Genomic DNA, 25,206 nt, shown 5'->3' with positions numbered 1-25,206 from the left:
ATCACCACCAATACTTGCCGAAGTTTTCCGGGTTGGCCCAGAACCGCGAGTTGAGCCAGTCAGGCACCTGCTTGTATTCGCGCAGGTCGTAGTTGAACAGGGTCAGCACCTGTTCGTCGCGTTGGAAGCGCTCGTTGGCCTGCAGCGCCAGGGCATAGAAGTCGGTCTCGCTCCAGCCGCTGGCCGCCAGGTCCACCAGCACCGCCAGGCGGCTGGCGTTGAGGTTGCGGATGCCGCCCAGCAACTCCAGGGCCGTGCGCTTGGGCACATGTTCCAGGCAGTCGACCACTACCGCCAGGTCGAAGCGCTGGCTGGCCAGTTCCGGCGGCAGCACGCCCGGTGCGGCCTGGGCGACGACGCTGTCGGGGTGGGCGTCCTTGAAGGCGGCCAGGGCCGGGAAATCACTGGCGCCCACCACCAGCAGGCGCTGTGGGGCGTAGCGGTCCAGCAGGGCGGCCAGGGCTTGTTGCGGCGTGCGCGAAGAAAAGCGTGCGGTCATTGAACGTCCTCGGTCAGAGCTGCCAAGGTTAGCCTTGTTCAGGCCAGCAGCCTAGCCATATGGCTTATTGCTGGCGCATCTGCAAAGTGCCGTCTTTACTCCCAATGCATCGGTTCATGCGCCGATTTACCCCCCATCTGGAGAGAGACCTGATGAGCATAGTGAGTAAGGCATTACCTTTGGTACTGCTAACCAGTGTGTTGACTGGTTGCGCAGGGTTGCAGAAGACCGATTGGCCCAAGTGCGCGGCTGTCGGGGGTGTTACCGGTGCGGCGCTGGGCTCGCTGCAGAACTCCACCTACGCCGGTTGGGGCGTGCTGGTGGGCGGCGGCGTGGCGGCGGCCTACTGCTGGGTGCACGGCGATGGCGACGAGGACGGTGATGGCGTGCCGGACAGCCGCGACAAGTGCCCGCATACGCCTAAAGGCACCCCGGTGGATGCCACCGGCTGCCCATTCCCGCCACCGGCCCCAGCGCCTGTCGCGGAGCCGGCGCCGCTGCCCAAGCAGGAAGTCATCGTCATTCGTGACGTGCACTTCGAGTTCGACTCGGCCAAGCTGACCGGCCCTGACAAGATGCAGTTGGACAAGGTCGCCACCAAGCTGAAGACCGAGGCGCCGTCCACCCAGCTGACCGTGACCGGCCATACCGACAGCGTCGGCAAGCCTGGCTACAACAAAAAGCTGTCCGACCGCCGCGCCCATTCGGTGGTCGACTACCTGGTAGGCGCAGGCATTCCTCGTTCGAGCTTCGTGTCCATCAGTGGCGCCGGCGAGACCCAGCCTGTCGCCAGCAACAAGACTGCCGATGGCCGCGCGCAGAACCGTCGCGTGGAGATCCGCATCGACCGCTGAAAACCTCGCCCCGCGCGGCTTGTGAATTTCACAGGCCGGTCTTTACTCCTGTGTTACCGGCACCGGCCGGTGACACAGGAGCATTCATATGAGATTAATCTGGCGGGCAGCACTTCCCGTTCTTCTGGTCAGCAGTGTTCTCTCCGGTTGCGCCACTACCAGTGATGGCAGTGCCCCGCTCAATCAAAGGAACTGGCCTATCTGCAGCCTTATCGGTGGTGTGGTGGGTGGCGGCCTAGGCGCCATCAAGAGCTCATCCTGGGCCGGCGGCCTGGGGGTATTGGGCGCGATCACCGGTGGCTTGATCTGTTACGCGCAGGATGGCGACGAGGACGGCGACGGCGTGTTCGACCGCCGCGACCATTGCCCGGGCACCCCGCCCAACACCCCGGTGGACCACATGGGTTGCCCGTTGCCGCAGTACCCGGCAACCGTGAAGGCCCCTGAACCCACCCCCGTACCCGAAGAAGTGATCACCCTGAGCGACGCCGGCAACGTGCTGTTTGCCTTCGACTCCTCGGCCCTGACCCAGGAAGCGCGCAACCAGTTGGTCGCCTTGCTCGACAAGCTCAAGGCCGCCGACGTGGTGAGCATCAAGGTGGTGGGCAACACCGACAGCAAGGGCAGCGATGCCTACAACCAGAAGCTCTCGGAACGGCGCGCCGACAGCGTGGCGAAGTTCCTGATCAGCCAGGGCGTGCCTGCCAACAAGGTGACCAGCGAAGGCGACGGCGAACGCAAGCCGGTGGCCGACAACGACACTGACGAGGGCCGGGCGAAAAACCGCCGCGTGGAGCTGCACATCAACCGCTAGTCACGCGTGCTGTAGCCGCTGCCGCCAGGCTGCGCTGGTCCTGTGCTGCGCTGAAGTTCTTCAGGGTTCACACCGGCCAGCGCAGCCTGGCGGCAGCGGCTACGGATTGTCAGCACAATACTGTCATTTTTTGTTCATGCAGATATGGCACAAACACCACCCCGGCGTTACTGTGCGGGGAAAGAATAATCAATGGGGGCGGGCATGGCGTGGTGGTGTACCCTGGGCAAGGCCTTGACGGTGTTGTTCTGGTGGGTGGTGCTGGTCAATCTGCTCATGCCCATGACACATCCGTTCCGCACGCTGATCAACGTAACCGGCGCGACGCTGATGCTTCTGCACGTGCTGGAAGTCCTGCTGTTCCAGGCCAGCCTGCGTGGCCGCACCCATCCCTGGTTTGACCGCCTGCAGATCCTGCTGGTGGGTATATTTCATGTGCGTTCAATTCCGACCCGGTCGGTGCAGGAGAGCAACAATGCGTAGGTTGTGTCTGGTAGCGGCGTTGTTCACGCCTTTGGCGATGGCCGAAAGCCTGAGTGTCGAACCTCATTCATTGATGCGTCTGCCGGGCAAGGACGGCGTGCTGACCCTCGACCGCCTGGTGGTGGAGGATTACGCCACCCTGCTGGTGCCGGACAACCTGGTGGAACTGAAGGTGGGCGAGCTGCGCCTGGGCCATGAGGCGCGCATCGCCATCGTGCCGGGCCAGCAGGAGCTGCGCATCGAGGCGCGCCGCGCCGAACTGGGCGAAGGCAGCCAGATTCTTGCCCGTGGTGCCCCCGGCACCTACGAGAAGGCCGCGCTGCCTGGCCGCAACCTGGTACTTCAACTGCAAGCGCTGCAGGGCCCGCAACTGGCGGTGGACGCCCGTGGCGGCGCCGGCGCGCCGGGCTACTTCGGCCTCGACGGCGCCAATGGCCAGGCGCCGGGCTGCCTGTGGGGCGAGGCCGGCCGCGGTGCCGATGGGCTCAACGGCGGCAATGGCCATGACGGCGCCAACGGCGCGCAAGTGCGCCTGCAGGTGCCCCGCGACTACCCCAACGACGCCATCAAGGTGCAACTCGACGGCGGCGCCGGCGGCCTGGCGGGCGCAGCGGGCAAGGCCGGTGCCGGTGGCAAGGCCAAGGGCTGCTTCATCTATAGCACCGCCGGTGCCAAGGCCGGCCGCCCTGGCCAGCCGGGCGAACCGGGTGTCGCCGGCCAGCCGGGCGCGCTGACGGTGCAGCGCCTGTAGGCAGCGTCAGAACGGTGGCCGCGCCGCGGCCACCGCCACCAGCAGGAACCCGATGATCAGGTTGATGCCCACCAGCCGGCGTATCTGCGCCAGGCTGGTACCCGCCGTGGCCCAGTCCTGGGCCTGGACCGCCGTATTGAAGGTCGGCAGTTGCAGCAGGGTGATGCGAATGAACAACGCCACCATCACCAGGTACAGGCCCATCATCACCTGCACGTAGCGCGGCGCGGTCTCGAACCCGCTGAAGCTGATCTGGATCATGGCGATGCCACTTATCGGAAGAATCAGCACGGCCAGCCAGACCCAGAGAAAAAAGCGTCGGAAAACTTCCGCCCACAGCTGCAGCCGCGCAGGTGCTTCCAGGGCTGTAACCGCCGCCGGGCGCAGCACCAGCCAGGCGAAGAACATGCCGCCCACCCAGATGAGTGCTGCCCAGACATGCAAGGTGTAGAGGGGGGCATATGCAGCCATGTGGATCTCCGTTCAGCGCGCGAGGGTTTAGCGGGGTATGATAGCGGCCCTTAATGAAACACTGAAAATTTATCCAGGCGTTCACGCCCCAGAATCATGATCAGCAACCAACTCAAAACCCAGATCCAGGGCGCCTACACGCGTTTCCTCGAAGCCAAGAGCCTCAAGCCCCGCTATGGCCAGCGCTTGATGATCGCCGAAGTCGCCAAGGTACTGGGCGACATCGAGTGTGACGACGAAGGGCGTCGCTCGGGCGACTGCGCCGTGGTGGCCGTCGAGGCCGGCACCGGTACCGGCAAGACCGTGGCCTACAGCCTGGCGGCGATCGCGGCTGCCAAGGAAGCGGGCAAGCGCCTGGTCATTGCCACGGCCACCGTCGCCCTGCAGGAGCAGATCGTCTACAAGGACCTGCCGGACCTGATGAAGAACAGCGGCCTGAACTTCACGTTCTCGCTGGCCAAGGGCCGTGGGCGCTACCTGTGCCTGTCCAAGCTCGACATCCTGTTGCAGGAAGGCCACGCGCAGACCGCCACCGCCCAGCTGTTCGAGGAGGAGGGCTTCCGCATCGAGGTGGACGAAGCCAGCCAGAAGCTGTTCACCAGCATGATCGAGAAGCTGGCCGGCAACAAATGGGACGGTGATCGCGACAGCTGGGCAACCGCCCTGGAAGACAAGGACTGGGCGCGCGTCACCACCGACCATAGCCAGTGCACCAGCCGCCATTGCCCCAACTTCCAGCAGTGCGCCTTCTACAAGGCCCGCGAAGGCATGGGCAAGGTCGACGTGATCGTCACCAATCACGACATGGTGCTGGCCGACCTGGCCCTGGGCGGCGGCGCCGTGCTGCCCGACCCGCGTGACACCATGTACGTGTTCGACGAAGGCCACCACCTGCCGGACAAGGCCATCGGCCATTTCGCCCATTACACCCGCCTGCGCTCCACCGCCGACTGGCTGGAAAGCACGGCCAAGAACCTCACCAAGCTGCTGGCCCAGCACCCGCTGCCGGGTGACCTGGGCAAGTGGGTCGAGCAGGTGCCGGAGCTGGCGCGCGAGATCAAGACCCACCAGCAGTTCATGTTCAGTGCCTGCGAGCAACTGGCCGATTTCCGCGCCGGCGAGGACATGGAAGGCCGCGAACGCCCACGCCATCGCTTCGTCGGCGGCGTGGTGCCCGAGCACATGCGTGAAATGGGCATCGAGCTGAAAAAGGGCTTTGCCCGTCTCAATGACCTGTTCACCCGCCTGGCCGACCTGCTCAAGGAAGGCATGGACGCCGAGAAGAGTATCGGCATCCCCAGCCACCAGGCCGAGGAATGGTACCCGCTGTTCGGCGGCCTGCAGTCCCGTGCCCAGGGCAACTGGGAGCTGTGGACCGCCTTCACCGCCGAAGACCCGGAAGACAGCCCGCCCATGGCGCGCTGGCTGACCCTGGCCGAGGCCGGCGCCATGTTCGACATCGAGGTCAACGCCAGCCCCATCCTGGCCGCCGAGATGCTGCGGCGCAACCTGTGGAACGTCGCCCATGGCGCGGTGGTGACCTCGGCCACCCTGACGGCGCTGGGCAAGTTCGACCGTTTCCGCATGCGCTCGGGCCTGCCCAAGACGGCTGTTACCGCCGTAGTGCCCAGCCCGTTCCACCACGCGGATGCTGGTTTGCTGCGCGTGCCAGACCTACGCGCCGACCCGCGCGACGCCGCGGCGCACACCGCAGCTATCATCCGCGACCTGCCCGGCCTGGTGGAAGGCTCGCGCGGCACCCTGGTGCTGTTCTCCTCGCGCCGGCAGATGCAGGACGTGTTCGACGGCCTGGACCGCGACTGGCGCAAGCAGGTGTTCATCCAGGGCAACCTGTCCAAGCAGGAAACCCTGAACAAGCACAAGGCGCGCGTCGATGGCGGCGATTCCAGCGTGCTGTTCGGCCTGGCCAGCTTCGCCGAAGGGGTTGACTTGCCGGGTGCCTACTGCGAACACGTGGTCATCGCCAAGATTCCCTTCGCCGTGCCGGACGACCCGGTGGAAGCGGCCCTGGCCGAGTGGATCGAAGCACGGGGCGGCAACCCGTTCATGGAAATCGCCGTGCCCGACGCGTCCCTGAAGCTGATCCAGGCCTGCGGCCGGCTGCTGCGCACCGAACAGGACCGCGGCACCATCACCCTGCTGGACCGCCGCCTGGTCACCCAGCGCTACGGCAAGGCAATCCTCAACGCGCTGCCGCCGTTCCGTCGCGAAATTTCCTGAAGCACGCAGGGTGAAAAATCCCTGCTTTGCTGTCTATAACCCTGACCGAGGCCGACACCGGCCATCAAGGAGAGCTGGAACCCCATGATTCGCCGTTCGTTACCCGCTGTATTCGCACTGCTGTGCACCACCCCGCTGTTGGCGGCCCCCGGTGCCCAGCAGACGCTGTTCAACTTCGTCCGTCCCGCCGATGTGGTACAGGTGACGGTCGCGGATGCCAGCCTGCCGCAGTACAACGCCGAACAGACGGCCGAAGGGGAGGTGTTGCGCCGGGTGACGTTCAACCCGGTGGCCGCGCCGAGCCTCACCCTCAAGCCCCAGGCCGGGGCCTGGGACTGGTCTGCCGACAGCGCCATGACCCTGCGTGCCCAGAGCGCCATGGACTGGGCGGTGACCCTGTACGTGAAAATCCAGAGCAACGACGGCAAGACCCTGACCAGCCGCATCGACCTGCCGGCCGGCCCGGCGCAGACCCTGGTCATCCCGCTGCAGGCCAATTCGGCGCTCAGCCAGGGCATGCGCGCAGGCCCGCCGATGCCGTGGATGCACGACGGCCAGCGCACCCTGCTGGCCAGCAGCCAGGGCGAGCTGACCGCCAGCCAGGTGGTGTCGGTCACCCTGTCCATGGACAAGCCAGCGGTGGCCCAGAACATCCTGCTCGAACGCTTCGGCGTGGTAGAGGGCGATGAGCTGCAGAAGGCTGCTTACGCCGACCTGGTCGACGAGTACGGGCAGTTCAACCGTGGGCGCTGGCCGGAAAAGGTCAGCAGTGACGACCAACTGAAGGCCGCCGCCAGCCGCGAACAGCAGCAGCTCAAGGGCTGGCTGGCCGAGCGCGGCAAGGCACCGCTGGACAAGTTCGGCGGCCTGGTCCAGGGGCCGGCGTTCAACGCCAGTGGCTTCTTCCGCACCGAAAAGCGCGATGGTCGCTGGTACCTGGTGACCCCCGAAGGGCACCCGTTTTATTCCCTGGGCGTGAACGCCGTGGCCGCCGACAACGACCGCACCTACGTGCAGGGCCGCGAGTGGATGTTCACCCATCTGCCCAAGGCCGACGAGCCCGAGGCCCAGTACTACGGGCAAAGCAACAACCAGGACGGCAACGGCTCGTCTGTGGGCCGTGGGTTCGGCAGCGGTCGCTGGTTCGACTTCTATGGCGCCAACCTGCAACGCACCTATGCCACGCCGTGCACGCCGACGGCCCAGGCGCCGTGCGCGAAGCAGCCGTTTGATGCCATTCGCTGGCAGCAGCACACCCTGGACCGCCTGCAGGCTTGGGGCTTCAATACCCTGGGCAACTGGAGTGCGCCGGCGCTGGAAGGTAACCAGCGGGTGCCCTACGTGCTGCCGTTGTCGATCGTCGGCGATTACGCCAGCATCAGCACCGGCATGGACTGGTGGGGGCGCATGCCTGATCCGTTCGACCCGCGTTTCGCCATGGCCACCGAGCGTGCCGTGGCCATCGCCGCCCGCGACCACCGCGACGACCCGTTCCTGATCGGCTACTTCGCCGACAACGAACTGGCCTGGGCCGGCCCCGGCAACGACCCGAAATCGCGCTATGCGCTGGCCTACGGCACCCTGCGCCAGACCACCGACGTGCCGGCCAAGCGCGCGTTCCTCAAGCAGCTGCGTGACAAGTACCGCAACCAGGAGGGCCTGTCCAAGGCCTGGGGCATCAACCTGCCGGCCTGGGAACTGATGGAAGACCCGGGCTTCGAGGCGCCGCTGCCCAACCCGGAACACCCGGAGATCGAGGCCGACCTCAAGCAGTTCCAGCGCGTGTTTGCCGACACCTACTTCAAGACCATCGCCGACGCCCTGAAGTGGCATGCGCCCAACCACCTGCTGCTGGGCGGCCGCTACGCCGTGTCCAGCCCCGAGGCGGTGGACTCGTGCGCGCAGTACTGCGACGTGCTCAGCTTCAACTTCTATACGCCCAAGCCCCAGGACGGCTATGACTTCGCCCGCCTGCGCCAGTTGGACAAGCCGGTGCTGGTCTCCGAGTTCACCTTCGGCTCCCGCGACCGCGGCCCGTTCTGGCCCGGCCCCATGGAAGTGGCCAAGGAAGAGGACCGCGGCAACGCCTACGCGGGCTTCCTCAAGGCGGCCCTGCAAGAACCGACGATCGTCGGCGTGCACTGGTTCCAGTACCTCGACCAGCCCGTGACGGGCCGCCTGCTGGACGGCGAGAACGGCCACTTCGGCCTGGTGGGCATCACCGACGTGCCGTACCAGGGCTTCATCGCCGCGGTGCGCAAGAGCAACCAGGACACCCTCGACCAGCTGGCCAAGACCCTGCCCGCACCTGCCCCGGCCGAAAAAGGCGACAAAGGCGGCGCAGCCCACAAATAACCTGTAGCAGCGGCGGGGCGGCCATCCGCGGGAAGGTCGCGCCCTGCGGTCCAGGCCATTTCCCTCGCAGCAGCAGTTACACGCTGTATGCAGAAAGATACCCACCAACTGACCGGCATCTGTTCACAAAAGCCCCAAGGGCTGAAACAATGCCGGCCACTTCGTTCAATGTCGTGCAGGAGTCACTGGGTGCAGATTCAGGGTCATTACGAGCTTCAATTCGAAGCGGTGCGCGAGGCGTTTGCCGCCTTGTTCGACGATCCCCAGGAACGTGGCGCCGCGCTGTGCATCCAGGTGGGCGGGCGGACGGTCATCGACCTGTGGGCGGGCACCGCCGACAAGGACGGCCAGGAAGCCTGGCACAGCGACACCATCGCCAACCTGTTCTCCTGCACCAAGACCTTCACGGCCGTCACGGCGCTGCAACTGGTGGGCGAGGGCAAGCTTGACCTCGACCTGCCCGTGGCCCGCTATTGGCCCGAGTTCGCTGCGGCCGGCAAGGAAAACGTCACCCTGCGCCAGCTGCTCTGCCACCAGGCCGGCCTGCCGGCGCTGCGCGAGCTGCTGCCGCCCGAGGCCCTGTATGACTGGCAGGTGATGGTCGATGCGCTGGCGGCCGAGGCGCCCTGGTGGACGCCGGGCACCGGCCACGGCTACGCCGCCATCACCTACGGCTGGCTGGTGGGCGAGCTGCTGCGCCGTGCCGATGGCCGCGGCCCCGGTGAGTCCATCGTCGCCCGGGTCGCCCGCCCCCTGGGGCTGGACTTCCACGTCGGCCTGGCTGACGCCGAGTTCCACCGCGTCGCGCACATCGCCCGTGGCAAGGGCAACATGGGCGACGAAGCCGCCCAGCGCCTGCTGCAGGTCACCATGCGCGAGCCCACCGCCATGAGCACCCGCGCCTTCACCAACCCGCCGTCGGTGCTTACCAGCACCAACAAGCCCGAGTGGCGGCGCATGCAGCAGCCAGCGGCCAATGGCCATGGCAATGCCCGCAGCCTGGCGGGCTTCTACAGCGGCCTGCTCGACGGCAGCCTGCTGGAGCCCGAACTGCTGGGCGAACTGACCCGCGAACACAGCGTCGGCCCGGACAAGACCCTGCTGACCCCGACCCGTTTTGGCCTGGGCTGCATGCTCGACCAGCCGACCCTGGCCAACGCCACCTTCGGCCTCGGGGCCAAGGCGTTCGGCCATCCTGGCGCCGGTGGCTCGGTCGGTTTTGCCGATCCCGAGCACGACGTGGCCTTCGGTTTCGTCACCAACACGCTGGGCCCGTACATCCTGATGGACCCGCGCGCACAAAAGCTGGTGCGGGTACTTGCCACTTGTCTATAAACTGCGCGAATCGACCGACGGGCAGTTGCAAGCGGTCGATTCATCTAATATCAAATCAACGGTTTAAACGGGTTTTCTAACCCGCTTTGTATCAACCTCATCCTTGTGGAAAGCTTATGTACTCCAATAAATCCATCGCGTTTGCCCTGTGCCTGGCCGTGACCGGTTGCGCCCAGACTCCACAGAACAGCACGGCAGACAACAGCGGCTTCCGCTGGTGGCCGTTCGGTGCTGCGGACCACGCAGCCGACAAGAACGTGGCCGGCGCGATCAACGACAAAGTTGCCAAGGATGAAGCCAAGTCTGCAGCCGCCCCTGTAGTTGCCCCTGCCGTTGCCGCCGCGCCTGCCGACACCGGCAAGCACTGGTACTGGCCGTTCGGCGGCAGCAGCGATGCCGCCAAGCCAGCTGCCCCGGCCGTTGCCGTGGTGCCCAAGATCGACACCAAGATGACCCAGGCGTGGCTCGACAGCTACGAGCCGAAAGTGCGTGAAGCGGTCAAGGGCAGCAACTTCCAGGTCGAGCGCCGCGAAGACGTGCTGGTGGTCATCGCCCCGATCGACAGCAGCTTCAACCCGCGCCGTCCCGAGCTGCTGCTGCCTATTACCCTGAGCCCCATCACCAACATCGCCAAGGCCGTCGAGAACGACCCCAAGACTGCCGTGCTGGTGCTGGGCCACGCTGACGCCAGCGGCGCCGCCGACGTGCAGGAAATCAGCCAGAAGCGTGCGGGTTCCGTCGCCGCCATCTTCCACCTGAGCGGCCTGGACCGTAAGCGCCTGGCCATGCGTGGCATGGGCTCGCTGATGCCACGTGCCGCCAACGACAGCGCCCAGGGCCGTGCCCTGAACCGCCGTGTCGAAATCCTGCTGACCCCGCAGGAAACCATGGTGGCCCTGGTTGCCAAGTACAACTCGCCAACGCCGCCAGTGGCCGAAATGGTCGCCACTCAGGACGTCAAGCCAGTGGTAGCACCGGCGCCGGCCAGCAAGAAAGCCGCGGCCAAGAAAGCCACCGCGAAGAAGGCCCCGGCCAAACCCGCTGCCAAGAAGAAAGTGACCCCTGCCAAGGCGGCAGCGCCGGCCAAGAAGAAGGCTGACGCGGTAGCCCAGACCCAGAACTGATAGTCCAGGAAGCGCGCAATGACCCAGGCACTCGCCGACATGCGCCGTGACTACACCCGTGACGGCCTGACCGAGGCGAATGCCCCGGTCGAGCCGTTCGCGCTGTTCACGCGCTGGTTCGAAGAAGCGCTTGCCACCGAGCAAGCGCCCGTGGAGGCCAACGCCATGACGTTGGCCACCGTCGATGCACAGGGCCGGCCACACTGCCGCGTGCTGTTGCTCAAGGCCCTGGACCCCCAGGGCTTTACCTTCTTCACCAACTACGAAAGCGACAAGGGCCGGCAGTTGGATGCCAACCCCTTTGCCGCCATGACGTTCTTCTGGCCCACCCTGGAGCGCCAGGTGCGCATCGAAGGGCGGGTGAGCAAGGTCAGCCATGACGAGTCCGACGCCTACTTCCAGGTGCGCCCGCTGGGCAGCCGCCTGGGTGCCTGGGCCTCGCCGCAGAGCCGGGTAATCGCCGACCGCGCTGAACTCGAGGGCCTGCTCAAGGCCACCGAGCAGCGCTTCAGCGACACCCAGCCCCACTGTCCCGAGCACTGGGGCGGCTACCGCCTGATGCCCGAGCGCATAGAGTTCTGGCAGGGGCGCTCCAGCCGCCTGCACGATCGGCTCAACTACCGCCTGGTGGACCAGGCCTGGCAGCGCGAGCGCCTGGCCCCCTGATCGGCGCGGCAGACCTTTTCCTCTCCTCAGTTGTCCAGACGATGTGGCATGATTGCACGCAAGCGTGCCATTTCGTCGGCCCTCCAAAGCCCGCCAGAACGGCTGTACTTCAGCTGAATGGACGCAATTTATTACAGCTGGCGTCGTGACACCCTGCGACGGCCAGCGTTTAATGGGCACCTACGCCCCACGGAGAATTTTCATGCGTAAATCCGCACTGCTTCTTGCCTGCTTCACGACTTCGTCCCTGTTCCTGGGTGGTTGCGTCTCCAACCTGCAGGGCGACACCTACTCGCGTGATGAAGCACGTCGTGTGCAAACCGTGCGCATGGGCACCATCGAGTCCCTGCGCCCGGTGAAAATCGAAGGCACCAAGACCCCGATCGGCGCTGGCGCCGGCGCCGTGGTCGGCGGCGTGGCCGGTAGCGCCATCGGTGGCGGCCGTGGCAGCATCATCACCGCCGTGATCGGCGCCGTGGCCGGTGGCCTGGTAGGCTCCGCTGCCGAAGAAGGCATGACCCGCGCCCAGGGCGTGGAAATCACCGTGCGCGAAGACGACGGCAGCATGCGTGCCTACGTGCAGCAGGTGCAGGAAAACGAGATCTTCCGCGTCGGCGAGCGTGTGCGCATCATGACCGTGGACGGTACCAGCCGCGTTTCGCACTGATACCCGCACGCAGCACACGAAAAACCCGGCCTAGGCCGGGTTTTTTTTGTGCCGCATGGCCAGGTCAGGCCTTGCGGCTGGCCATCGCCGTCACCGCATAACCGATGAACGCCGCCAGGATCGAGCCCGTCAGGATACCCATGCGGTCCTCGCCGGCGAATGGGCTTTGCCCCGGCACATAGGCCAACGAGCCGACGAACAGGCTCATGGTAAAGCCGATGCCGCACAGGATCGACACCCCCAGCAACTGCCTCCAGCTGGCGCCTTCGGGCAGGGCCGCCAGGCCTGTCTTGATCGCCAGCCAGGTCAGGCCGAACACGCCCAGGGTCTTGCCCACCAGCAAGCCGCTGGCGATGCCCAGCGGCACGTGGTGGGTGAAGCTTTCCAGGGTCACGCCCGCCAGTGGCACGCCGGCGTTGGCGAAGGCAAACAGCGGCAGAATGGCGTAGGCCACCCAGGGGTGCAGGGCATGCTCCAGGCTGCGCGACGGCGATGGCTCGGCGTTGCGGGTGCGCAAGGGAATGCAGAAGGCCAGGGTGACGCCCGCCAGGGTGGCGTGCACGCCGCTCTTGAGCACGCACACCCAAAGGATGGCGCCCACCACCAGGTAGGGCGCCAGCTTCACCACCCCCAGGCGGTTCATGGCGACCAGGGCCAGCAGGCACGCGCCCGCCAGCATCAGCGCCAGGCTGGAGATGGCCCCCGAATAGAACAGGGCGATGACCACGATGGCGCCCAGGTCGTCGATGATCGCCAGGGTCATGAGGAACAGCTTCAACGACACCGGCACGCGCTTGCCCAGCAGGGCCAGCACGCCCAGGGCAAAGGCGATGTCGGTGGCCATGGGAATGGCCCAGCCACTGAGGGCGGCGGGGTTGTCCTTGTTCAGGGCCCAGAAGATCAGCGCCGGCACCACCATGCCGCCAATGGCCGCGGCGCCCGGCAGGGCTACCTGGGAGACGCTGGACAGCTGGCCCTCCAGCACTTCGCGTTTCACCTCCAGGCCGATGATCAGGAAGAACAGCGCCATCAGCCCGTCGTTGATCCACAGCAGCAGCGGCTTGGCGATTTGCAAGGCGCCAACCTGGGCCACTACCGGCGTGTCGAGGAAGCTGTTGTACAGGCCGGTGAGCGGCGAATTGTTGATGATCAGCGCCAGCACGGCGGCCGCGATCAGCAGCAGGCCGCTGGCCGCTTCCAGCTGAAAGAAACGTGTCAAAGTACTACGCAGAGGCACGGTCGCGCTCCATCCTGGTGTTCGAAGGGGGACACCCTAACCCGTACCGGCAGTTGTTAAAACAAAAGTTATATTCGTTTTTGTTATAACAAAAATGGCAGGCAAGGCAGGGCAGTGGACCCTAACAGCGAAGGAGGCCAGTGGAGATAGGACGTGTCTGATTCGGATGTAGGACATTTCCCGTAGCAGCTGCCGCAGGCTGCGTCTTGGGCACCCAAGTGCTTCGGACGCCGCCTTCGGCAGCTGCTACAGAGAAATCAGGCGTCGATGCCCAGCATACTGCGGGCTACGGCTTCGGCGATGCGGATGCCGTCCACGCCAGCGGACAGGATGCCACCGGCGTAACCAGCGCCTTCGCCGGCCGGGAACAGGCCCTTGACGTTGAGGCTCTGGAAGCTGGCATCACGGGTGATGCGCAGCGGCGACGAGGTGCGGGTCTCGATGCCGGTGAGGATCGCGTCGGGGCGCGCAAAGCCGCGGATCTGCTTGTCGAAGGCCGGCAGTGCTTCGCGGATCGCCTCGATGGCGAAGGCCGGCAGCGACAGCGCCAGGTCGCCCAGGGACACGCCCGGTTTGTAGGACGGTTCCACGTCGCCCAAGGCGGTGGACGGCGTGTTGGCGATGAAATCGCCCACCAGTTGCGCCGGCGCCTGGTAGTTGCTGCCACCCAGCAGGTAGGCGGTGGACTCGAGTTTTTCCTGCAGCTCGATGCCGGCCAGCGGGCCACCCGGGTAGTCGACTTCCGGGGTGATGCCAACGACGATGCCCGAGTTGGCATTGCGCTCGTTACGCGAGTACTGGCTCATGCCGTTGGTGACCACCCGGCCTGGCTCGGAAGTGGCGGCTACCACGGTGCCGCCCGGGCACATGCAGAAGCTGTACACCGAGCGGCCGTTTTTGGCGTGGTGCACCAGCTTGTAGTCGGCAGCGCCCAGCTTTGGGTGGCCGGCGTACTTGCCCAGGCGCGCCTGGTCGATCAGCCCTTGCGGGTGCTCGATGCGGAAGCCGATGGAGAACGGCTTGGCTTCCATGAACACGCCGCGGGCGTGCAGCATGCGGAAGGTGTCGCGGGCACTGTGGCCCAGGGCCATGACCACGTGGCGGGACATCAACTGTTCGCCGTTCTCCAGCACCACGCCTTGCAGCTGTTCGTTGTCGATCAGCAGGTCGGTGACCTTGTGCTCGAAACGAATCTCGCCGCCCAGGGCCTCGATCTCCTTGCGCATGTTCTCGACCATGCCGGTGAGACGGAAGGTGCCGATGTGCGGCTTGCTGACGTAGAGGATCTCCTCCGGCGCGCCGGATTTGACGAACTCGTGCAGCACCTTGCGGCCGTGGTGCAGCGGGTCCTTGATCTGGCTGTACAGCTTGCCGTCGGAGAAGGTGCCTGCGCCGCCTTCGCCGAACTGCACGTTGGACTCGGGGTTGAGCACGCTTTTACGCCACAGGCCCCAGGTGTCCTTGGTGCGCTGGCGCACTTCCTTGCCACGCTCCAGCACGATCGGCTTGAAGCCCATCTGCGCCAGCAGCAGGGCGGCGAATATGCCGCACGGGCCGAAGCCGACCACCAGTGGGCGCTCTTCCAGGCCTTCGGGGGCATGGCCCACCACCTTGTAGCTGACGTCCGGCGCCGGGCCGACGTTGCGGTCCTCGGGGAAACGCGCGAGCACGGCGGCTTCGTCGCGCACGTTGAGGTCGATGGTGTAGATGAATTGCAGCTCGCTGTTCTTCTTGCGCGCGTCGTAGCTGCGCTTGAACAGGGTGAAGTCCAGCAGATCGGCGTCGGCGATCCCCAGGCGCTGCACGATGGCCGGGCGCAGGGCCTCGTCGGCGTGGTCCAGGGGCAGTTTGAGTTCGGTGATTCGTAACATGACAGGGTCCAATATCCGGGCCACAGGGTTGACCCGGCAGCTTTGCACTAACCGGCCATTATAAGCGTTCGGAGGCGATTGCCGTCAGGTTTTAACTGCCCGACGGCAGATCTTCAATCGTTGCGGGCGCCACCGAAGTAGGCGCAGCCCCGGTACGGCTGGTCATTGACGCGCAATTCGGCGCTCATCTGCATCACCCCGCCGGTGGTCGGGTCCACGCAGCGCTGGGGCGCTACCCACAATTCCACCTTCAGGCCGTTGGCCTCGGTGCTCAGGCTCAGGCGGCCGTCGGGCAGGGTTTCCTCGACAAAGGGCACGGCCAGCGGTGGCTGGTCGGCGCGGCTCAGCTCCAGGCCCTTGCCGCTGGCGCGCAGTTCCCACTTCGACGGCTCGGTGCCGGCGGCGCGCAGGGTCAGCAGCTTGAAGTTGGGGTCGTTGCAGGCGGCGGTGGAGCGTTCCAGGCGGTAGAACTGGCGCAGGTCGATGGTGCCGTCCAGGCCGCCGGTCTTGCTGGCCTCGAAGCGTCCGCGCACGTCGGCGTAGACCTGCCCGGACTTGCCGACGATGCCGGCGGCTTCCTGCAGCACGCCGGTATTGCCGACATCGGTGACGGTGTAGTGGCGTTGTTCGCCGCAGGGCTGGAACAGCAAGTGGCCGTTATTGCCCATCAGCACGCCCTGCATGCGCGTGAGGTCGGCGTGGGAAGGCTGGCTGGGCGCGGAGGCGAACAGCTGGCAACCGGCGAACAGCGGTAGCAGGGCAAAACACAGCAGATTACGGGCAACGCGCATCGGGGGCCTCCTGGTCAGTGGGGCGCACCCTAGCACAGCAGAAGTGAAAATTCTGCGGCCCGCTAGCCGACGATAAACACCTGGCCGGTCTGCAGGCCTTCGACGCTCTTGGCGTAGGCCAGTGCCACCTCGGCGGCGGGCACTGGCTTGTAGCCGCGGAAGTACGGCGCGTAGCTGCCCATGGCTTCCACCAGCACCGTAGGGCTGACGGCGTTGATGCGCAGGCCGCGGGGCAGCTCGATGGCCGCGGCGCGGACGAAGGCGTCCAGCGCGCCGTTGACCATGGCTGCCGAGGCGCCGCTACGGATCGGGTCGCGGTTGAGAATGCCCGAAGTCAGGGTGAACGAGGCGCCGTCGTTGGCGAACTCGCGGCCGATCAACAGCAGGTTTACCTGCCCCATCAGCTTGTTGTGCAGGCCGAGGCTGAAATCGCTGTCGGTCATTTCCCCCAGTGGCTTGAAGGTGACGCTGCCTACGGCGCTGACCAGGGCATCGAAACGCCCGGTCTGCTCGAACAGCGCGCGGATGGAAGCCGGGTCGCTGATGTCCACCTGGAAGTCGCCGCTGGTGCGGCCCACGCGAACGACCTCGTGGCGCTGGGCAAGCTCGCTGGCAACGGCGGAACCGACGGTGCCGCTGGCACCGAGCAACAGAATCTTCATGGCTGAATCCTCGTGGGGAGAGTGTGCGACCAGTCTAGAGATTTGCTTTTTGCTGATAATCCCTCTAATAGGCAACCTTTGGTTTTCATGTGGAAACAATCCATGAGCGAACTTGATGACCTGGCAGCGTTCGCCGTGCTGGTCGAGGCGGGCACCTTTACCCGGGCCGCCGAGCAACTGGGCTGGAGCAAGGGGCAGCTGTCCAAGCGCATCAGTGCCCTGGAGGCCGGCCATGGCGTGCAATTGCTGCACCGCAGCACCCGGCGTTTGAGCCTGACGGCGGCGGGCGCGGCGCTGTTGCCCGAGGCGCAGGCCCTTGTGGCGCAGATGCAACGCGCCCACCGGGCTTTGGCGCAGCTCAAGGACGAGCTGGCCGGGCCGGTGCGGCTGACGGTGCCGGTGTCCCTGGGCGAGACCTTTTTCGAAGGGTTGCTGCTGGCGCTGGGCGGCGATTACCCGCAGATCAACCTGGAACTGGACCTGAGCAACGCCTACCGCGACCTGGCCCGCGAGGGCTTTGACCTGGCGGTGCGCGAGAACGTGGCCAGCGACGAGCGCCTGGTGGCGCGGCCGCTGCTGACCATGCAGGAGATTACTTGCGCCAGCCCGGCCTACCTGGCCCAGCGTGCGGCGCCGGCGACACCCCAGGACCTGGCGGGGCATGCCTGCCTGCTCAACAGTCACTACCAGGGCCGCGAAGAATGGCGCTACCACCGCCAGCATGAGCTGATCCGCGTGGCGGTGGCCGGGCCGTTTGCCAGCAACCACTACAGCCTGCTGAAGAAAGCTGCGCTGGCGGGGGCTGGGGTGGCCAGGTTGCCGTCGTACATGCTGCATGCCGAGTTGGAGGAGGGCCGGCTGGTGTGGTTGCTGCGGGATTACCAGACCTCCAGCGCGCCGCTGTTCCTGGTGCATCCGTATCAAGGTGGCTTGCCGCGCCGGGTGCAGGTGGTGGCCGATTACCTGGCGGCCTGGTCCGCGCCGTAACCCGTGCGTACGGCCGTCCGACGCCCCGTAGCAGCGGCCGCCGGCCGCGTCCGACGGCGCCGCAGGTTGTCAGGGATACTGCATCGAGGCTGGACGCGGCCTGGCGGCCGCTGCTACGGAGGCGAACAAAAAAGCCTCCGCGAGGGAGGCTTTTTTGAGGGGGCAGGGGCTTAGTTGGCCTTGGCCACCGGTGGCTTGCCTTGCAGCTTCTCGATGGCGTCGATCAGGCGCTTGGCCAGCGCCGGGTAATCTTCATCGAAGTGGTGGCCGCCAGGCAGCTTGAGGGTCTCGCCGGTGTAGGTCTTGTTGTCGGTGCAGCCGGTTTCATCGGCTTCCTCGACACCGTACACGCACAGGATCTTGTTCTGCGGCATCTTGGCGATTTCCGGCCCCGTCGGTGCTTCCTTGCCGGCGTTGCCCAGCCAACCCTCGACCTCGATCTCGAAGCTGCCGCTGCGGGCGAAGGCCAGCAGCAGCACGCCGTCGATGCGCTTCTGGTCATCGGCCGGCAGGCGGTTGTAGGTAGCAGGCAGCACGTCGGCGCCGAACGAATAACCGGCCAGGATGAAGCGCTTGGTGCCCCACTTCTGGCGGTAGTGCAGCATCAGTGCGGACAGGTCCTCGGCGCTTTGCTCAGGCGTCTTGTGCTGCCAGTAGTAGCGCAGCATGTCGATGCCCACCACCGGGTAGCCCATCTTCGCCATCTCGCCCGCGACGTCGCGGTCCAGGTCGCGCCAGCCGCCGTCGCCGGACAGGAACAGGGTCACGGTGTCGGTGGCCTGGCCAGCCGGCACTTCCACCACGGGCATGCTCAGGGCGTCCTTGTTGTCACCCACCAGCAGCTTGGTCAGCTCGTTCTTGAGCACCTGCGGCAGGTGCACATCGTAGTCGCTGATGCTGGTCTCGGCGTTGGGGGTGTCGCGCACGAACGAGGCGCTGGCGTCGTCCGGGTTGTCGTTCCAGGCGACGATCCAGTGGCCGTGGTCGGCCTTCTTCGGCAGCGGGGTGGCGCAGCCAGGCTGTTCCAGGCTGAAGCCTACCGACACGGCGGTGGCCTTGTCGTCGGCCTGCTTGGCCAGCCACGACCAGGCTTCGGCCGCGCCGGAGCCAATGCCGCCGAACACGGTTACCGGGCCGTCCAGGTGCTGGGCGGCGGCCTTGATGTCGTTTTCCTGCTCGTCGCAGTCGGACTTGGCCAACAGTACCTGCACCAACTGCGCCGAGCCGTCCTTGCTGAGGTCGGTCAGTTGCTTGTCGGTCAGCGCCTGTTCGGCCGGCACCGACAGCACTACCCGGGCCTTGATGTGGGTGCCGGGGGTGACCAGGGTCACGGTGTTGCCGTCGTCCAGCTTCACCTGTTCTAGAAGGGGCGCGGGGGCGGGGCGGTTCATGTACCAGTAGACCGCCGCGGCGCCAGCGATCACTACCACCACGACCGCCAGCCCTTTACGCCAGTTGCGTCGAATCATCAGCGTTTCACCAATCCTGTCAGGCCGCCCGCGATAAGGGCGGCGGTATCGGCCAGTGCCACCAGCGGATCGAGTCCTGCGGGCACGGCCATGTAACGGGGTTCCCAGTCGGGCTGGAATTTATCCTTGAAGCGCCGCAGGCCCTGGAAGTTGTAGAGCTGCTCGCCACGGCGGAACACCATCGAACCCAGGCGCTGGGTCAGCGGTGCGCCGCGACGTGGTTGCAGGCCCGACAACGGCACCATGCCCAGGCTGAAGCGCGCGTAACCATGACTCTTATAATGTTGAATCAGGCCGACCATCATGAACTCCATGGTCAGCTTTGGTGCCTCGGGGTGTGCGCGCATCAGGTCGAGACTGGCCAGCTCGTGGCTGTGGGTCTCGAGCAGGTTGGCGAACGCCACGGGGCGTCCCTCGAAATGAATGATTGCAATACGAAAATGCTGCAGGTACTCCGGGCTGAAACGACCCAGGGAGAAGCCTTTTTCCCGCACGTTCTTGCCGGTCAGCCAGGCATCGGAAATCACCTTCAGCTCGTCCAGCGGCGCCTGGCCCGGTTCGTGGATCTCCAGCGACAGGCCGTCGCGGGTACCGCGGTTCCAGGTGTAGCGCAGGTCCTTCATCTCCTTGCCCTTGGCTTCCAGGTCGAACCGTTCCAGGTCTACCCGGGCTTCCTCGCCCAGTTTGATCGCAGTCAGGCCGATGTCCATGTAGAACGGCAGGTTCTCGGCACGCACCTGGTAAAACACCGGGCGGGCATGATGGAAATCGCACAGGTCACGGAACTGCCAGATCATTTCCGCCCGTTGCTGGGTCGAGCCAATGGGGTCGTACAGCGCCACCAGGCTCCGCCCGCGGCGGGCGTACATCATGAAGGCGTTATCGTTAGGGTGGAAGAGCAGTGCCTTGTCACCCGTCAGCGCCAGACCACCGTCCGGCTGATCGGAGGTCATCAGGATCTTCGCCGCCTTGTGCAGTTCCTCGCTGTCAGGCAGGTGGATCACCGGCCGCGCAGTGCGCAGCAGCCAGGTCAGGGCGACGATCACCAGCAGCACAGCGCTGCCCAGGGCTGAACGCAGGCCGCGCGGGGCGTCGGCGTCGAGGGTGAACTGCCACCACAGTTGATGCTTGTACGGAATGTCCTGGTAGGCGAACAGCAGCAGCCAGATCGAGGCACCGACCACGCAGGCGCTGGCCATCAGGTAGAACGGCGAGAACGGCAGCTCCAGCAGGCGGCTGGGGCGGTAGAACGAGCGGCGGAAGATCGCCAGCAGGCCCGCCGTGAAGATCAGCAGGCTGGCTTCTTCCCAGTCAAAGCCCTTGAGCAGCGACAGCAGCGCGCCCACCAGCAGCAGGGTGGTGGTCAGCATCCACGCGGCGGACAGGCGCCGGCGCAGGCCCTGGGCCAGCAGCAGGCACAGCACGCCGATCAGGCTGGCGCCGAAGTGCGAGGCGTCGATCAGGCGGTGGGGGATCAGGAAGCCCAGGTGCTCCAGGCGCGTGTCGATTTCCGGGGTGGCGCCAGAGAACAGCAGCACCACGCCGGACAGGAACACCAGCAGCGCCAGGATCGGCGCCGCCATGCCCGAGGCCACGCGAATGGCCTGCTGGGCGAAGAAGAAGCGCTTGGCTTCGGTGGCCAGCAGCACGATACAGGCCAGCAGCAGCGGCAGCATCACGTAGATCAGGCGGTACAGCAGCAGGGCGGCGGCCAGGGGCGCGGCGCCCAGTTCGTTGGTGAACGCGGCCAGCAGGATGGCCTCGAACACGCCGACCCCGCCCGGCACGTGGCTGAGCACGCCAGCCGCCAGGGCCAGCAGGTACACCAGCACGAAGGCGCCGAACGGCGGCGCCTCGGGCAACAGCAGGTACAGCACGGTGGCGGCCAGCAACACGTCGAGGGCGGTGATCACCAGTTGCAGCAGGGTCAGGCGCACGCCCGGCAGGCGCAGGGTGCGACGGCCGACCTTGACCAGCAGGTTGTCCGCAATCGGTTGCTCGCCCAGGCGGCGACGATAGATGCCGGCGGCCAGCAGCAGGGTCAGGGCAATCACGGCACCTGCGATGGCGCCCAGCACGCCCGGGGCGATGTGCAAGGCGGCGGATGCGGCCGGCAGGTTGCTCAGGGTGGCCAGCGCCGCCAGGGGCGGCAGGGCGCAGCCCAGCGACAGGCTGGCGAACAGGGTCATGCGCGCCACTTCGGCGGCGCCGATGCCGTGGCGGGCGTACAGGCGGTAACGTACCGAGCCGCCGGACAGCAGCGACAGGCCGATGGCATTGCCAATGGCGAACGCGGTGAAGCCGCCCAGCACCAGGGTACGGCGTGGCAGGGTCACGGCAGCGTAGCGGCTGGCCGACCATTCATAGCCCAGCAGCACGACGAAACCGGCGGCTGCTGCGGCCAATGCACCGAACAGGGAAGCCTTGGGCGTGCTCAGTACCGAATCATGCAGGGCATAGATGTCGAGTTCCGCCAGCAGGTGGCGGCAGGCGATCAGGGCGATACCGAACAGCAACAGGGTCACGACCAGGCCGATGGGTTGGCGGTACTTGCTCAGCAGTTCCAGCCAGCGCATTTTGCTTGGGTTTAACGGATGTGGGGCAGTCACGGTTTCAGGCAGTTCTGGCGAGTCGGGGCGCATCAATCACCTCGTGGATTGTGCGCAACAGGATGAAGGTATCCAGTCAAGTTACCAATCCCTATACAAAAATAATTCGGAATATATTAACCCGTTTGACCTTTTATCGGGCTCGGACGCTTTATCTATAGGGGAAGTTTCATGTTTCTTCCACCTGCAGGTCCCGCAAGGGTGGACAACAATACGGCAGGTTTGTGCCGATTTTATTTCTGCGCGCAAACGAAAAAGGCCACTCTTGCGAGTGGCCTTCTACGATATTTGGTTGCGGGAGCCGGATTTGAACCGACGACCTTCGGGTTATGAGCCCGACGAGCTACCAGACTGCTCCATCCCGCGTCTGTAGGGGCGGATTCTACAGCACTGCGGCGGGGTGTCAACCGTTAATCCAGTGCTGCGACAAACTGGCGCGCCTTAGGCAAGTCTTTGAACTACCAAGGAATTCATCAATCTCCGTAGCAGCTGCCGAAGGCTGCGTCCAGGAGCGACGCAGCCTTCGGCAGCTGCTACGGGATGCAAAGTACGCGCGCACAAAAAAGGCCACTTTTTCAAGTGGCCTTCTTCGATATTTGGTTGCGGGAGCCGGATTTGAACCGACGACCTTCGGGTTATGAGCCCGACGAGCTACCAGACTGCTCCATCCCGCGTCTGTGGGGGCGGATTCTACAGCACGGCGGCAGTGTGTCAACCGTTAACTCCTTGAACTACCAAATAATTCCCGTAGCAGCTGCCGAAGGCTGCGTCCAGGAGCGACGCAGCCTTCGGCAGCTGCTACGGGGGGGAGCGTATTATTTGAAACAAACGGAAACAAAAAAGGCCACTTTTTCAAGTGGCCTTCTTCGATGTTTGGTTGCGGGAGCCGGATTTGAACCGACGACCTTCGGGTTATGAGCCCGACGAGCTACCAGACTGCTCCATCCCGCGTCTGTGGGATTGATTCTACAGACTTCCCCAGGCGTGTCAAACGCCCGCTGCAGGAAAAGTCTTTTCGTTCAAGCGCTTAGCACTTCGTAAAATGGCTGCGAGGCAGGCGGGGCGGGGGTTTCAGCCCTATCGCAAGGCGCTGTTCAATTGAAAAAATAAATATCGGATCCGCCCTGGGTTCGCCATGGCGGCAGGCTGGGTGAGATACTGGTCAGCGTTTCGTACGAAAACGCCTCCTTTATAGACAGACACATATGGGCCATGACGCAGCGCAAAATCATCCACGTCGACTGTGACTGCTTCTACGCCGCCATCGAAATGCGCGACGACCCCAGCCTGGCCGGCAAGCCTTTGGCCGTGGGCGGCTCGGCGGACCGGCGCGGTGTGATAGCGACCTGCAACTACGAGGCCCGCGCCTATGGCGTGCGTTCGGCCATGTCGTCGCGCCACGCCCTCAAATTGTGCCCCGACCTGACCATCGTCAAGCCACGCATGGACGCCTATAAGGAAGCGTCGCGGGAAATTCATGGCATTTTCCGCGAGTACACCGAGCTGATCGAGCCGCTGTCGCTGGACGAGGCCTACCTGGACGTGTCGGAGTGCGCGCACTTTGCCGGCAGCGCCACCCGCATTGCCGAGGACATCCGCCGCAAAGTGTCGCGGCGGTTGCACATCACTGTCTCGGCCGGGGTTGCACCCAACAAGTTCCTCGCCAAGATCGCCAGTGACTGGCGCAAGCCCAACGGCCTGTTTGTGGTGACGCCGCGGGAGGTGGAGGACTTTGTCGCCGCCTTGCCGGTCAGCAAGCTGCATGGCGTGGGCAAGGTCACCGCCGACAAGCTGGCACGCCTGGGCATCAGCAGCTGCCTGGAGCTGCGGGACTGGAGCAAACTGGCCCTGGTGCGCGAGTTCGGCAGCTTCGGCGAGCGGTTGTGGGGGCTGGCCCGTGGCATCGATGACCGCCCGGTGCACAATGACAGCCGTCGGCAGTCGATCAGCGTGGAAAACACCTACGACACTGACCTGCCGGACGTGGAGGCCTGCCTGGCGAAATTGCCGGAGTTGATGGAGACCCTGGCCACGCGCATGGCGCGCATCGACAGCAGCTACAAGCCGGGCAAGCCGTTTGTGAAGGTCAAGTTTCATGATTTCAGCCAGACCACCCTGGAGCAGGCGGGGGCGGGCAGGGACCTGGACAGCTACCGGCAGCTGTTGAGCCAGGCGGTGGCGCGCGGCGGCAAGCCAGTGCGCCTGCTGGGAATTGGCGTGCGCCTGCAGGACCTGCGTGGCGCGTTGGAGCAGTTGGAGTTGTTTGGTGAGAATGGGTAACCGCGGGACGCCGCCTGGCGGCAGCTGCTACATGCGATCCCGTAGCAGCGGCCGCAGGCCGCGTCCATCGGCGTCCCGGGCTACAGGCCGGGATCAGCCACCAGGCGCCCCGCGTCGCGGGTCAGCGAGCGCAGGAATTGCTGTTGCAGTTCCGGATCGTTGCGGGTCAGCTCGATCAGGCTCTGCTCCAGTTCGCTGGCTTCCTCTTCCATGCCCAGGTCGGACAGGCGCTTGACCCGGTGCACCCACTGGCGCACGTCCTCGCCTTCGAGGTCGTCGTAGATCAGGCCATGGGCCTCCACCAGCTTGCCGCGTAGGTCACTGCCCAGCCCCAGCGTCGCATCGGCGCGCACGTTGTCGTCGGCGTCCTCGACACTGATCTTCAGTTGGTTGACGTTCTTCAGGTCCTGGTCGGCGAAGGGGCTGTCCAACAGGTTGATCTTGAGCACGCCGTTGCGGTCGGTGGTCAGCTCATAGGTCTGCTTGCCTGACTGCACGTCCACCGGGCGCTCGCTCCAGGGCAGGCTGGTGGTTTCCAGGCGCTTGTCTTTCTGCACCTGGTCGACACCCGCGAGATTCTGTTGCGCGCGGCCGTTGGACTGCACGTTCATGAACGGGTTGAGGCCGGCGAAACCGTAGTTGATCCAGTCCTTGGTGACGCTGTCAGGCAGTTGCCCGAACATCAGCACGTTCACCACGTTAGCGCCGACGCCGGCGACCACCGCCACCGCGCCCAACGGCACTTCGTACAGCTCGCGCCAGGGCTGGTAGGGCGTGTAGCGATCGTAACGGCGGGTTACCTCGAACTCGGTGACTTCGAAGGTCTTCTGTTCGTGGATGCGCACCCGCCGTTGCGGCAGCTCCAGGGCCGCCGGGCTACCGGCGTCGATCTGCAGGCTGTGGTCGATCAGCTTGCGTTCCACGCGCTCGTCATGTTCGCTGCGCTGGGACATGTGGTTGGCACAGCCGCCCAGCAGCAGAGCACCGCACAAGGCGGTGCTCCCCAGTTTTAAGCCACTTCGCTTGTACATGGTTTCCCT

Annotated in this window: 21 protein-coding genes and 3 tRNA genes; 12 read left to right on the top strand and 12 right to left on the bottom strand. The window is 65.3% G+C overall.

Going from position 1 to position 25,206, the window contains the following annotated elements:
* Nucleotide 1 precedes the first annotated feature (1 nt).
* Complete coding sequence (locus AC0Z2B_RS05025; RefSeq protein ID WP_416426337.1) at nt 2-499, bottom strand: DUF6231 family protein; 498 nt, start codon at nt 497-499, stop codon at nt 2-4.
* 152 nt (nt 500-651) lie between these two features.
* On the opposite strand from AC0Z2B_RS05025, the gene AC0Z2B_RS05020 reads away from it, so the two are divergent.
* From AC0Z2B_RS05020 to AC0Z2B_RS05005, 4 genes are all read left to right on the top strand, one after another.
* Nucleotides 652-1,353 (top strand): PA1041 family peptidoglycan-binding anchor lipoprotein, encoded by a 702-nt coding sequence (locus AC0Z2B_RS05020; protein WP_416426335.1) that lies wholly within the window; start codon nt 652-654, stop codon nt 1,351-1,353.
* Between the two features lie 88 nt (nt 1,354-1,441).
* Nucleotides 1,442-2,167, top strand: a complete 726-nt coding sequence (locus tag AC0Z2B_RS05015) for a PA1041 family peptidoglycan-binding anchor lipoprotein (RefSeq protein ID WP_416426333.1) — start codon at nt 1,442-1,444, stop codon at nt 2,165-2,167.
* A 192-nt stretch (nt 2,168-2,359) separates the two neighbouring features.
* Nucleotides 2,360-2,650: a DUF1145 domain-containing protein gene (locus tag AC0Z2B_RS05010; protein WP_476295404.1), complete on the top strand. Its 291-nt coding sequence runs from the start codon at nt 2,360-2,362 to the stop codon at nt 2,648-2,650.
* Nucleotides 2,643-3,401 (top strand): collagen-like protein, encoded by a 759-nt coding sequence (locus tag AC0Z2B_RS05005; protein WP_476295403.1) that lies wholly within the window; start codon nt 2,643-2,645, stop codon nt 3,399-3,401. The genes AC0Z2B_RS05010 and AC0Z2B_RS05005 overlap by 8 nt, the downstream gene beginning before the upstream one ends.
* A 6-nt stretch (nt 3,402-3,407) precedes the next feature.
* Here the strand turns inward: AC0Z2B_RS05005 and AC0Z2B_RS05000 are convergent, their stop codons facing one another.
* Nucleotides 3,408-3,872: a CopD family protein gene (locus tag AC0Z2B_RS05000; protein ID WP_476295401.1), complete on the bottom strand. Its 465-nt coding sequence runs from the start codon at nt 3,870-3,872 to the stop codon at nt 3,408-3,410.
* Nucleotides 3,873-3,968: 96 nt separating this feature from the next.
* Between AC0Z2B_RS05000 and dinG the strand changes: the two genes are divergently transcribed.
* The 6 genes from dinG to AC0Z2B_RS04970 all read left to right on the top strand — a co-directional run bounded on the left by dinG (nt 3,969) and on the right by AC0Z2B_RS04970 (nt 12,260).
* On the top strand, nt 3,969-6,113 hold the full coding sequence (gene dinG / locus AC0Z2B_RS04995) for an ATP-dependent DNA helicase DinG (protein WP_476295400.1): 2,145 nt from the start codon (nt 3,969-3,971) through the stop codon (nt 6,111-6,113).
* An 84-nt stretch (nt 6,114-6,197) separates the two neighbouring features.
* Nucleotides 6,198-8,468, top strand: a complete 2,271-nt coding sequence (locus AC0Z2B_RS04990; RefSeq protein ID WP_476295399.1) for a beta-agarase — start codon at nt 6,198-6,200, stop codon at nt 8,466-8,468.
* Between the two features lie 189 nt (nt 8,469-8,657).
* Nucleotides 8,658-9,803: a serine hydrolase domain-containing protein gene (locus AC0Z2B_RS04985; RefSeq protein WP_476295398.1), complete on the top strand. Its 1,146-nt coding sequence runs from the start codon at nt 8,658-8,660 to the stop codon at nt 9,801-9,803.
* Nucleotides 9,804-9,919: 116 nt separating this feature from the next.
* Nucleotides 9,920-10,927: an OmpA family protein gene (locus AC0Z2B_RS04980; RefSeq protein ID WP_416426321.1), complete on the top strand. Its 1,008-nt coding sequence runs from the start codon at nt 9,920-9,922 to the stop codon at nt 10,925-10,927.
* 18 nt (nt 10,928-10,945) lie between these two features.
* On the top strand, nt 10,946-11,593 hold the full coding sequence (pdxH, locus tag AC0Z2B_RS04975; RefSeq protein WP_476295397.1) for a pyridoxamine 5'-phosphate oxidase: 648 nt from the start codon (nt 10,946-10,948) through the stop codon (nt 11,591-11,593).
* A gap of 202 nt (nt 11,594-11,795) precedes the next feature.
* Nucleotides 11,796-12,260 (top strand): outer membrane lipoprotein, encoded by a 465-nt coding sequence (locus AC0Z2B_RS04970; protein ID WP_416426319.1) that lies wholly within the window; start codon nt 11,796-11,798, stop codon nt 12,258-12,260.
* A 64-nt stretch (nt 12,261-12,324) separates the two neighbouring features.
* Here the strand turns inward: AC0Z2B_RS04970 and nhaA are convergent, their stop codons facing one another.
* From nhaA to AC0Z2B_RS04950, 4 genes are all read right to left on the bottom strand, one after another.
* On the bottom strand, nt 12,325-13,497 hold the full coding sequence (gene nhaA / locus AC0Z2B_RS04965) for a Na+/H+ antiporter NhaA (protein WP_476295395.1): 1,173 nt from the start codon (nt 13,495-13,497) through the stop codon (nt 12,325-12,327).
* Nucleotides 13,498-13,754: 257 nt separating this feature from the next.
* Nucleotides 13,755-15,368: an NAD(P)/FAD-dependent oxidoreductase gene (locus AC0Z2B_RS04960; protein ID WP_476295394.1), complete on the bottom strand. Its 1,614-nt coding sequence runs from the start codon at nt 15,366-15,368 to the stop codon at nt 13,755-13,757.
* A gap of 113 nt (nt 15,369-15,481) precedes the next feature.
* Nucleotides 15,482-16,159 carry a COG3650 family protein gene (locus AC0Z2B_RS04955; protein WP_476295392.1) on the bottom strand — a complete coding sequence of 226 codons (678 nt, stop codon included), beginning with the start codon at nt 16,157-16,159 and terminating at the stop codon, nt 15,482-15,484.
* Between the two features lie 62 nt (nt 16,160-16,221).
* A complete protein-coding gene (locus AC0Z2B_RS04950) occupies nt 16,222-16,821 on the bottom strand; it encodes a short chain dehydrogenase (protein WP_476295391.1) in 600 nt (199 codons plus the stop codon).
* 102 nt (nt 16,822-16,923) lie between these two features.
* Between AC0Z2B_RS04950 and AC0Z2B_RS04945 the strand changes: the two genes are divergently transcribed.
* Nucleotides 16,924-17,808: a LysR family transcriptional regulator gene (locus AC0Z2B_RS04945; RefSeq protein WP_476295389.1), complete on the top strand. Its 885-nt coding sequence runs from the start codon at nt 16,924-16,926 to the stop codon at nt 17,806-17,808.
* Nucleotides 17,809-17,978: 170 nt separating this feature from the next.
* Here the strand turns inward: AC0Z2B_RS04945 and AC0Z2B_RS04940 are convergent, their stop codons facing one another.
* The 5 genes from AC0Z2B_RS04940 to AC0Z2B_RS04920 all read right to left on the bottom strand — a co-directional run bounded on the left by AC0Z2B_RS04940 (nt 17,979) and on the right by AC0Z2B_RS04920 (nt 22,837).
* The gene (locus AC0Z2B_RS04940) at nt 17,979-19,277 is read right to left on the bottom strand and encodes a virulence factor family protein (protein WP_476295388.1); all 1,299 of its coding nucleotides are present in this window, start codon (nt 19,275-19,277) and stop codon (nt 17,979-17,981) included.
* Nucleotides 19,277-21,853: a bifunctional lysylphosphatidylglycerol flippase/synthetase MprF gene (gene mprF, locus AC0Z2B_RS04935; RefSeq protein WP_416427452.1), complete on the bottom strand. Its 2,577-nt coding sequence runs from the start codon at nt 21,851-21,853 to the stop codon at nt 19,277-19,279. The genes AC0Z2B_RS04940 and mprF overlap by 1 nt, the downstream gene beginning before the upstream one ends.
* A 322-nt stretch (nt 21,854-22,175) precedes the next feature.
* Nucleotides 22,176-22,252: transfer RNA gene (locus AC0Z2B_RS04930), tRNA-Met, on the bottom strand.
* A gap of 231 nt (nt 22,253-22,483) precedes the next feature.
* Nucleotides 22,484-22,560, bottom strand: a tRNA-Met gene (locus AC0Z2B_RS04925).
* 200 nt (nt 22,561-22,760) lie between these two features.
* Nucleotides 22,761-22,837: transfer RNA gene (locus AC0Z2B_RS04920), tRNA-Met, on the bottom strand.
* A 261-nt stretch (nt 22,838-23,098) separates the two neighbouring features.
* On the opposite strand from AC0Z2B_RS04920, the gene dinB reads away from it, so the two are divergent.
* Entirely contained in the window at nt 23,099-24,166 is a 1,068-nt protein-coding gene (gene dinB / locus AC0Z2B_RS04915) for a DNA polymerase IV (RefSeq protein WP_476295386.1), read from the top strand.
* An 80-nt stretch (nt 24,167-24,246) separates the two neighbouring features.
* Here the strand turns inward: dinB and AC0Z2B_RS04910 are convergent, their stop codons facing one another.
* Complete coding sequence (locus tag AC0Z2B_RS04910; protein WP_416426310.1) at nt 24,247-25,197, bottom strand: hypothetical protein; 951 nt, start codon at nt 25,195-25,197, stop codon at nt 24,247-24,249.
* Nucleotides 25,198-25,206 lie beyond the last annotated feature (9 nt).

This window comes from Pseudomonas sp. GYB4201 (assembly GCF_056312595.1).
This window is presented reverse-complemented; position numbering and strand designations above follow the sequence as displayed.